This window comes from Kitasatospora sp. NPDC058162 (assembly GCF_042884005.1).
Classification (GTDB): Bacteria; Actinomycetota; Actinomycetes; order Streptomycetales; family Streptomycetaceae; genus Kitasatospora.
This window is the reverse complement of sequence record NZ_JBHVUS010000036.1, coordinates 44,216-53,715: the sequence shown is the minus strand read 5'-3', so window position 1 is coordinate 53,715 and position 9,500 is coordinate 44,216. Positions and strand designations below refer to the sequence as shown.

Here is a 9,500-nt window from a genome sequence, read left to right as displayed (position 1 = left end):
GCCACCGCCATCGCACCCACCGGCGAAACCTGCTGCCAATCCCCGAAACTCGTCCCCGGACCGGTCGCCGTGTTGCCCCGCGCCAGGACCGTCCCAGACGCCGTCCGGACGTAGACGTTCACCGCCCCGTCCGGGAACGAGACCACCGACGGCCGCCCGACGAACCCACCACCACTGCTGAGGGACTGCCACGCACCGAACGCCGCACCCGGCGCACTCTGACCGAGACCGTTGACGTTCCCGTCCGCCAGCACCGCGTAGACGTGCAAAGTCCCGTCCGGGAACCGCACCACCTCCGGATCACCGGCCACCGCCATCGCACCCACCGGCGAAACCTGCTGCCAATCCCCGAAACTCGTCCCCGGACCGGTCGCCGTGTTGCCCCGCGCCAGGACCGTCCCGGACGCCGTCCGGACGTAGACGTTCACCGTCCCGTCCGGGAACCGGACCACCGACGGCCGCCCGACGAACCCACCGCCGGTCGACAGCGCCTGCCAGTTCCCGAAGGCCGCGCCGGCGACGGTGTTGCCGATGCCGTAGACGTTGCCGTCGGCCTTCACGGCGTACGCCTTGATCGTGCCGTCGGCGAACCGGACCACCTCCGCCCCGGCGGGCTGGGCCGCCGTGATCCCCACCGGCGTGACGAAGGCGCTGACGGTCTGGCCCGCGATCACGCTGCCCACCGCGCCCCGGCCCTGGGAGTAGGCCACCACCGAGGTCGAGTCGTCGTTGCCGAAGTTGCCGTTGACGACCTGGATGGTCCCGTCGGCGTCGACCCGGCTGACCAGGCCGACGTGGTCGGCGTACCCGGCGCCGTTGTAGTTGTAGACCACCGCGTCGCCGAGCTGCGGCGTGTACGAGGTCGAGGCGTGCAGGGTTCCGTTGTTCTGGCCGTAGACGTAGAACGACCCTGCCGCGGGCGTGATGCCGTCCGTCCGGAGGCCGCTGTTCTGCCACACCCACTTGGCGAAGTCGGCGCACCAGGCCTCGGGCCGGCAGCTGGTGAAGTAGCCGGTGCCGCCGAGGCTGTTGGTGTCGCAGTTGTGCTTGCCCAGGTTGGCCGCGGCGAGCCGGACCACGTCCGTGCCGGTGGCTGCCGACGCCGGTGCCATGCCGATCAGGGTCAGCACGGGTGCGGCGACGGTGGCCACGGCTGCGGTGGTGAGGATGCGACGGAGTGCGGTGCTGGGCATGGAACGTCCTTCGGGTCGTCGGGAGTTGGTCCGGCGCGTTGGTCCGGTGGTTCGGCCCGGCGGTTCGGTCCGGCCGGGCTTCGCTGCAACGACGTTCCGACAGCGGTCTGCAAGAAGGGTGCAGAGCGGCCGCTGATCACCTGGAGACGGCCACGGGCCACCGGGCCTGCAAAGCGGCCGGGGTTCCTCCATGGGACTTGCAGGGAAATTGAAGAGCCGGTCCGCAGGATGGGGGTTTCCGTCGAACCGAGGACAGTGCCATGCCTGACGACCGCTTCCCCCGCGCGCCCGCCCCGCCCGCTCCCACCTCCGCCACCTCACCCGCGGACGGCACCCTGCTGCGGGACGCCGCCGGCCGACTGGCCGTCGCGGTGGGCGGCGTCCTCGTCCCCTTCGCCGACCTGGCCGAGTTGACGGCCTGCGGCTACGACGAGCGCCGGGTGCTGCCGGTGCCCGGCCGCTTCGACCCGGAGCAGGCCCTGCCCGCGGACGGCACCCTGCTCCAGGGTCGGGACGGACAACTCACCACCCCGGTCGCCATGATGGTCGGCCGGGCCCGGCTGGACTTCGCCAGCGAGGCCGAGTTGGAGGCGGCCCCGGACCGGGGGGTCGTCAACGGCGTTCCGCTGCCGCTCTTCCGGGGCCTCCCGGTGGTGCCCGCGGACGGCACGCTCTGTCGGGGCACGGTGGATCGCGCCGGCCGGTACGATCCGCGGCCGGTCGCCCTGCTGCTCGGCGGCGCGCTGATCGCCTTCTCCGGCCCGGAGGAGGTCGCCGCCTGCGGCTACGGTGACACGGCGGTCTGGACGATCCCGAGCCGGGTCTACGACGGCTTCCGCACGGACCTTCCGGAGGGCGTGCGCCTCAGCTCACCGGGGGCGGGGACGGTCTGCACCGTGCTGGCGGGCCGCCGCGCGCCCGCCGGCTCGACGCCGGGGCCGACCTGGGTCGTGCCCGAGCGCGTGCTCCGGGCGCTGCCCCCGGCGAAGGCCTGACGGCCCGTCTCCCCCGGCGTCAGGCCAGCTCCTCCCCCGCCTCCCGGCTGCCGTACCGCTCGAAGACCCCGCGCGCCTCCTGCCAGGCCGCCTCCGCCGCGCCCGCGTCACCGGCCGCGGCCGCGAGGCGGCCGAGGTCGCGCAGCGTCCGAGCCCGCCACAGCGGCAGCCGGAGCACGTCCCACAGCTGGAGGGAGCGCCGGAGCGCCTCGCTGGCCGGTTCGAGCTCGCCCTCGGCCAGGGCCAGTTCGCCGAGCGTCCGCAGGATGAGCGCCTCGCCGAAGCCGTCGCGCAGGTCACGGCAGGTCTCCAGGCCGTCCTCCAGCGCAGCCCTCGCCGCTGTGTACTCCCCCTGGCGCATCCGCACCTTGGCCAGGGCCTGGGCGGCGTACACCGTGCCGAGCCGGTCGCCGGCCCGGCGCAGCAGGTCCTCGGCCCGGGCCGCGGTGGCGGCGGCCTCGGCGAGCCTGCCCTGGGCGCGGTCGACCAGGCTGAGCCCGCGCAGGGCGAGGCCTTCGCCGCGCAGGTTGCCGGCCGCGCGGTAGGCGGTGCGGGCGCGTTCGTGGCACTCCCGGGCCTGCGGGAAGCGCCCCTGCTCGCAGTGGACGGACCCGAGGCCGTAGCCGGCCTGGGCCTCGGTCAGCCGGTGTCCGAGCGGTTCGGCGCCCGCCAGGGCCTGGGTGAGGTGGGTCACCGCCTCGTCGTACTGGCCCTGGGTGCGGCAGACCTCGCCCAGCCCGGCGAGGGCGGTCACCTCGCCGGCGCCGCCGCCGGTGCCGCGGTAGACCGCGATGGCCTGGCGGTAGTAGTCGTAGGACTCGGCGAGGCGGTCCTGTTCGAAGCGCAGCCGACCGAGCCCGACCAGGAGCAGCGCCTCCCCGGCGAGGTTGCCGCCGGCCCGGGCGGCCGCGAGGGCGGCCTCGTGGGTCCGCCACCAGGAGTCGAACTGGTTGTGCGCCGCGAACAGCCCGAGCGCGACGCTGTTGGCGAGTCGGCAGGCCGCGACGTCCAGGCCGGCCCGCCCGGCCTCCTCGACCATCGCCACCAAGCTGTCGTGCTCGGATTCCAGCCACGCCCTGGGGTCGGCGAGCAGCTCTGCGGTCTGCTGCGGTTCGAAGCGCCAGGCCGGGTGCTCGGCCGCCGGGACGCCCGGTGTGCCGGTGGCGCTGCTCTCGACGGCCTCGTCGACCAGCGCGATCCAGGCGTCGACCAGCCGGACGACCGCCGCGGTGCGCTCCTGCTCCGGCTCCCGGCGGCCGTGCTCGGCCGCGTAGAGGCGCACCAGGTCGTGCAGGTGGTAGCGGGTCTGGCCGGCTGCGTCGGTGCCGACGGCGTCGAGGAGCTGCGCGTCGACCAGTTCGTCCACCACGTCCTCGGCCGCCGTCGGGCCGGTGTCGACCAGCGGCCCGACGATCCAGGCGGGCAGGTCGGCGGGGCTCAGCAGGCCGAGGCGGTTCAGCGCGGTGCGGGCGGTCGGCGAGAGTCCGGTGTAGCTGAGCGTCAGACTGGCGCGGACGTCGAGGTCCCCGGCGGTGAGTTCGTCCAGCCGGGTGCGTTCGTCGCGCAGCCGGGAGGCAAGTCGGGTCAGCGCCCAGTGCGGGCGTCCGGCCAGCCGGGCCCCGGCGACGCGTACGGCCAGCGGCAGCCGGCCGCACAGGTCGACGATCTCCCGGGCCGCCTCGGGCTGGGCGGCGACCCGCTCGGCGCCGACCAGCCGGGCCAGGGCGGCCACCGAGTCGTCCACGGCGGGGACGGCCAGGTCCAGCACCACCGCGCCTTCCAGGACGGGCAGGCGGCCGCGGCTGGTGACCAGCACGGCGCAGCTCGTGGTGCCCGGCAGCAGGCTGCGGACCTGCTCCTCGTTCGCGGCGTCGTCGAGGACGGTGAGGATCCGGCGGTCGGCCGTCAGCATCCGGTACTGCTCGGCCCGCTCGTCCAGTCCGGTGGGCAGCAGGGCGGCGTCCACGCCGAGGGCGCGCAGCATCCGGCCCAGGGCGTCGTGCGGGCCGACGGGGAGCTCGGCGGTGCCCCGGAGGTTGAGGTAGAGCTGGCCGTCCGGGAAGCGGGAGGCCAGCCGGTGGGCGACGTGGATCGCCAGCGCCGTCTTGCCGCAGCCCGCGCGGCCGGACAGCACGGCGACGTCGGCGGCGCCGGGGTGGCGGTCCGGGCCGGAGTGCCGGTCCGCGCCGCCGGTGGCGCCGAGGGCCCGCTCGATCCAGCCGACCTCCTGCTGTCGGCCGACGAAGTCGCGGGCCGCGAAGGGCAGTTGTCGCGGAATCAGGGCCGAGCGCGGTGGCGTAGGCGCCGTCGGCCCGGGCTCCGCGTCGCGGGCCCGGCTGCGGGAGCGGGGCGGCGGCGTCGGCGTCGGGGCGCTCAGGACGACCGCGTCCTCGGTGAGGATCGCCTGGTGGATCAGGCGCAGGCCCGGCCCGGGGTCGATGCCCAGCGCCTCGGAGAGCAGCTCGCGCCCCTCCTGGAAGACGCGCAGCGCGTCGGCCTGCCGGCCCATCCGGTACAGGGCCGTCATCAGCTGGCCGCGCAGCGGCTCCCGCAGGGGGTGCTGGGCGCACAGGGCGGTGAGTTCCGAGACGAGTTCGCCGTCACAGCCCAGCGACAGCCTGGCGGCGGCGCGTTCCTCGATGCCGTCGATCCGGAGCCGGCCGAGCCGGGCCGACTCGGCCTCCGCGAACGGCTGGTCGATCCCCTCCAGGGCGCGTTCGCCCTTCCACAGGGCGAGCGCGGTGTCGAAGGCGTCCACGGCCTGCTCGGCGTCGCCGCGCTCGACGGCGCCCCTGGCCTCGGCGAGCCCGCGCTCGAACCGCCAGGCGTCGAGCTGCTCGCCGTCCACGGCGAGGAGGTACCCGGGCGAGCGGGTGAGGAGCAGCCGGTCCGCCTCGGCGCCCAGGCCGCGGCGCAGCGCGGCGACGTAGCTGGCGACCAGGGCGGTCGCGGTGGCGGGGGCCTGTTCCCCCCACACGAGGTCGATCAGCCGGGCCGAGCCGACCACCTGACGGGGCTGCAGCAGCAGGGCGGTCAGCAGGCTCAGCGGCTTCGGGCCGCCGAGGACCAGCCGCTCCCCCGAACGCAGGGCCTCCACCGGCCCCAACAGGCTGAACTCGGTCATTCCCGTCCCCCCGGACCTTCGGCCACCACGAGGTGACCGGAACCGCATCTGGGTCGACGGTACACGCCCCAGCGCGAGGCGCCAGGGGCCGTCTGGCTGCTCGGCCGGTGCCGACCGCCGCCACCGCGCCCCCGGCGGGGCGTCGGCAGGGCGGCCTCCCCCGTGGCACCTGCCAAGTCTGGCCCGGAGCGCGGGCCGCCGCTATCCGTTTCCGTCGCCCCGACCGGCGCTTTGTGGACAGTCGACGACCGGCGACTGCCGGTCGCCGTCCAGGACTTGGGAGGGCAGCCGCCCGTACGCCTTCCGGTACTGCGCGGAGAAGCGGCCCATGTGGGTGAAGCCCCAGCGCAGCGCCACCTGGGTGACGGTCGTCCGGGTGGTCCCGGTGCCGGCGGCGGCGAGGAGCTCGTGGTGGGCGCGGTCCAGCCGGACGCGGCGCAGGTAGGCGAGCGGTGAGGTGTCCAGGTGGGTGCGGAAGCCCCGGCGCAGGCTGGGCAGGCTGACCCGGGCGGCGCGGGCGAGGTCGGCGACCGAGATCGGCTCGTGGGCGTGCTCGGCGCAGTAGGTGACGGCCCGGCGGACGGCTGCCGGGGCGGCGACCAGGGCCGGGGCGCGGCCGAGGTTGTGCGGCTGGATGTCCAACAGGCCGTGCACCAGCAGCTGTTCGTGGTGCTGCCGGGCGAGCGGCGAGCGGGCGAACAACTCGCCGCCGACGGCCCGGACATAGGCCCGGGCGAGGTCCAGCCAGTCGGCCATGGCGGCGGCGTCCCGGTCCAGCGCGGGGTCGAACCGGACGGCCTCGGTACCGGGTTCGCCCCGCCGCACGGCCACCGCCCGGTCCACCGCCTGGCGGCTGATCAGCAGGACGTTGTTGACGCAGGCCCGGTCCCAGGACATCGAGAGGTGCTGGCCCGGTCCGGCGATGCTGAACGGCGTGGCGAGCGGACGCCCGTCCACGGTGACCACGCCCGATCCCGCGAGCGGGAGTTGGAGGCTGTAGAAGTCGGCCAGTTCACCGGGGACGACGTCGACGTCCGCGCCGTAGCCCAGCTCGTACACCGACACCTCGCCGCGCCAGAGCCGCACGAACCGGCCGCCGCCACCGGCTTCGCGTACGGCGCGGGCGTCACGCACCCGCAACCTGTGCGGCGCGAACTCGGTGGCCACCGCGTCGTGCAGGCCCTCCACCTCACCGCCGCTGAACAGCACCGTCGGCATCCCGGCCCGCCCCTCTCCGCTCCCGGCCCGCTGCGCGGCGCAGCGGCGTCGGAACCAGTATCGGTGCACGGGCGGGGGTTTGGGGTTCGAGGCCCCCCGGGGGGCGGGGCGAGACCTGACGGAGGTCACTCCTCCCCGTGCAGGTGGGCGTCGATCAGGGCGAAGGTCGCCTCGGGCTGTTCGATCTGCGGGAGGTGGCCCGCCTCGGCGATGAGCTCGAACCGCGCGTTGCCGAAGGCCTCCGCGTACGCCGCGCCGTAGGCCGGGGTGACGATGCGGTCGCTCTCGCCCCACAGCACGAGGGTGGGCACCTCGATGCGCGGGAGGCGGTGAAGCAGCTTGGGGTCGTACATGTAGGGGTCCGCGGCGATGGCGCGCACAGTGGCCATGTTGGCCTGCTGGACGGCGACCTGGTCGGCGGAGAGGCTCGCGAGGTCGGCCTTGAAGCGGTCGGGGTCGTGCAAGGTGTGTTCGGCGGCGGCGCGGGCGTCGAGGGCGAAGAAGTCGGTGATCGGCGCGCCCTCGATCCGCACGCCGACGGCGTTGATCAGGATGAGGCCGGTGACGATCCCGGTGGTGTCGAGCGCGGCCATCTCGGCCGCCGTCCAGCCGCCCATCGAGGAGCCGATGACCAGGACGTCCGTCAGCCCCCGCTCGTGCAGCATGCGCAGGTAGAGGAGGGCGAGGTCGTCGATGCCCGCCAGCCAGTCGGGGCGGGGAGTGCCGTTCCAACCCGGGTGGGTCGGCGCGATGGTGTGTGCGCTGCGCGAGAGGTGCTCGGCGAGGCCAGCGACCGTGCGCGGTCCCCCGCCGCCGTGCAGCAGCAGGACCGGCCGGCCTTTGCCGGCCTCGGAGAGGGTGAGGGGCAGGTCGCCGTACATGACGGTGGCGTGGTGGAGGGTCATGCCCCCAGGCTAACTAAATATCTTTATATAAGCTAGCTTGGTTACCGGACGAACTCGCCCTAGAATCGGCCCATGCACGATGAGCTGCAGGTTCTCGGAAGAGCGGTCAAGCAGGCGCAGTACCGGCAGCACCGGGCACTCGACACCGCACTGGCCGCCATCGGCACGACCCTGGCCCAGTGGGACGCCCTGCGCGCGATCAGCCGCTCCCCCGGGGCATCAGCCCGCACGCTCGCCGCGGTGACCTTCCAGAGCGAACAGGCCTTCGGCACCCTAGCCGGGCGCCTCACGACCCAGGGCCTGATCGAACGCCGACCGGGGCACGGGCGGCGCATCGAACACCACCTCACCCCGGCCGGGGAGCAGGTCCTCGCCGCCGGTCACCGGGTCGCCGACGAGGTCCTCGCCGACTGCTTCGCCCCCCTCCCGCCCGGGGACCGCGCCACCCTGCTCGCCCTGCTCCACCGCCTCGGCGGCGAGACCTCCGCCGAGGAGACCTCCTGACGGGACGGCGAGACGCCCCTAACGCTCGACGGCGAGACGCACGCCCAGGCCGATGAACACACCGCCGGTCGCCACATCGAGCCGACGGCGCGCGGCCGCGCGCCGGTCCAGCCACCCCCCGATCCGGCCCGCGAGCACGCCCACGGTGCCGTCGACCAGGAACTCGACCGCGATGAAGACCACGCCGAGGATCAGGAACTGCAGCCAGACCCGGCCCAGGGCCGGGTCGACGAACTGCGGCAGGAACGCGATCGTGAACGTGACCATCTTCGGGTTCACCAGGTTCGTCAACAGCCCACGGACGTACGCCCGTCGACCGGAAACCCCGTTCGCCCCCGCCGACTCGAGCCGCTCCTTTCCCCGGTGGCGGATCGCCTGCACACCGAGGTACACGAGGTAGCCGGCACCGGCCAGGCGCAGCGCGGTGAACGCGGTCGGCGCGGCGGCGAAGAACGCGGACAGCCCCGCGGCCGCGAGCCCGATGTGGACGGCCTCACTGGTCGCGACCCCGGCGGTGGCCAGCAGCCCGGCGCGGGCGCCGCCACGGATCCCGCAGCCGAGGACGAACAGCATGTCGGGCCCCGGGGTGACCATCGCGACGAAGGTGGTGACGAGGAAGACGGCGAAGAGGTGCGGATCGACAGGCATGGCGCCGATGCTCGTGCGGGCCCGGCAGCCCCGCAAGCGAAATTCACAGGCTGAGACGAGCAGTTGTCAGGAGTTGTGGATTGACGGGCTGCTGGGCCGATGAGGTGAGGTGTTGTCCGATGCACCGACCAATGGAAAATCCGCGTGGCGACGCCAGCTTCGGCCGTCGCTCACGAACAGGCCCACCGACGAGATCGTCGCGGTGACGGGTAGCCGACCGGCCAGCTCCGCCTCCACCTCGTCGAAGACTCGGGGCGACTGCCCGTGGGCGACGGTCAGGTGCGGGATGACCTCGGCGAACTGTCCCCCGTAGGGCGGTGCCTCCGGCCATCGGTCGGCGATGGACTCGGTCAGCGCGCGAAACGGCTGGGCCGGGGTCGGTGCCAGGTAAAGCACGTCAGGGAAGCGGCCGCACTCGTCGAACCGGACCGTGAAGGGGTCGTGCCCGGCAAACAGGGTCGTGAGGTCACCGATGATCGCGGCACTGATGAGACCGATATCGAGGAACGGGAAGAGCACCGTCACGTGGGCGGGAATCCCGGCCGCTGCGGAGGCATCGAACTGCGCACGCCGGTGCTCAACCACCGGTTCGGCTTCTGCCACGGTGGCGAGCAATGCGGTCTGGCCTGTTCGGTAACGTCCTGACTCGTCTTGGGACACGGCTGGATGATCGCGGACTGCGACTGTTCGCGCCACCGGTTTCAGGCAGCGGTGGCCTCCTCCCGCTCAACCAGGACACCGTTCTCGAACCTCACGCCGAAGCGGACCAAGGCGACGAGCCGGGCCCCGGCGATCGCCCGCCAGCTGGGCCTGAGTGGGCGCGGGCGGGAGGAGTGGGGGGGGGGGGGGGGGGGCGTGCCCCCCCACCGGGGGTTTGGGGGGGGGGGGGGGTGTGTTAAAAAAAAGAAATCCC

General features: G+C 74.0%; 8 protein-coding genes. 2 read left to right on the top strand and 6 right to left on the bottom strand.

What is annotated here, in order from left to right; genetic code table 11:
- The coding region (locus ACFVXG_RS37905) for a CHAP domain-containing protein (RefSeq protein ID WP_387934474.1) at positions 1-1,193 on the bottom strand (1,193 nt) is incomplete at its 3' end.
- A gap of 260 nt (positions 1,194-1,453) precedes the next feature.
- On the opposite strand from ACFVXG_RS37905, the gene ACFVXG_RS37900 reads away from it, so the two are divergent.
- Positions 1,454-2,188 (top strand): hypothetical protein, encoded by a 735-nt coding sequence (locus ACFVXG_RS37900; protein WP_387934472.1) that lies wholly within the window; start codon positions 1,454-1,456, stop codon positions 2,186-2,188.
- A gap of 19 nt (positions 2,189-2,207) precedes the next feature.
- Here ACFVXG_RS37900 and ACFVXG_RS37895 read toward each other — a convergent pair whose 3' ends face one another.
- The 3 genes from ACFVXG_RS37895 to ACFVXG_RS37885 form a co-directional block, all read right to left on the bottom strand.
- Complete coding sequence (locus tag ACFVXG_RS37895) at positions 2,208-5,312, bottom strand: BTAD domain-containing putative transcriptional regulator (RefSeq protein WP_387934471.1); 3,105 nt, start codon at positions 5,310-5,312, stop codon at positions 2,208-2,210.
- 201 nt (positions 5,313-5,513) lie between these two features.
- Complete coding sequence (locus ACFVXG_RS37890) at positions 5,514-6,530, bottom strand: AraC family transcriptional regulator (RefSeq protein WP_387934469.1); 1,017 nt, start codon at positions 6,528-6,530, stop codon at positions 5,514-5,516.
- 125 nt (positions 6,531-6,655) lie between these two features.
- A complete protein-coding gene (locus tag ACFVXG_RS37885; RefSeq protein ID WP_387934467.1) occupies positions 6,656-7,435 on the bottom strand; it encodes an alpha/beta fold hydrolase in 780 nt (259 codons plus the stop codon).
- Positions 7,436-7,507: 72 nt separating this feature from the next.
- On the opposite strand from ACFVXG_RS37885, the gene ACFVXG_RS37880 reads away from it, so the two are divergent.
- On the top strand, positions 7,508-7,939 hold the full coding sequence (locus ACFVXG_RS37880; protein ID WP_387934466.1) for a MarR family winged helix-turn-helix transcriptional regulator: 432 nt from the start codon (positions 7,508-7,510) through the stop codon (positions 7,937-7,939).
- 18 nt (positions 7,940-7,957) lie between these two features.
- Here ACFVXG_RS37880 and ACFVXG_RS37875 read toward each other — a convergent pair whose 3' ends face one another.
- The gene (locus ACFVXG_RS37875) at positions 7,958-8,587 is read right to left on the bottom strand and encodes a LysE family translocator (RefSeq protein WP_387934465.1); all 630 of its coding nucleotides are present in this window, start codon (positions 8,585-8,587) and stop codon (positions 7,958-7,960) included.
- 66 nt (positions 8,588-8,653) lie between these two features.
- Positions 8,654-9,247, bottom strand: coding sequence for a 2'-5' RNA ligase family protein (locus ACFVXG_RS37870; protein WP_387934463.1), 594 nt, complete (start codon positions 9,245-9,247; stop codon positions 8,654-8,656).
- Positions 9,248-9,500: the final 253 nt, after the last annotated feature.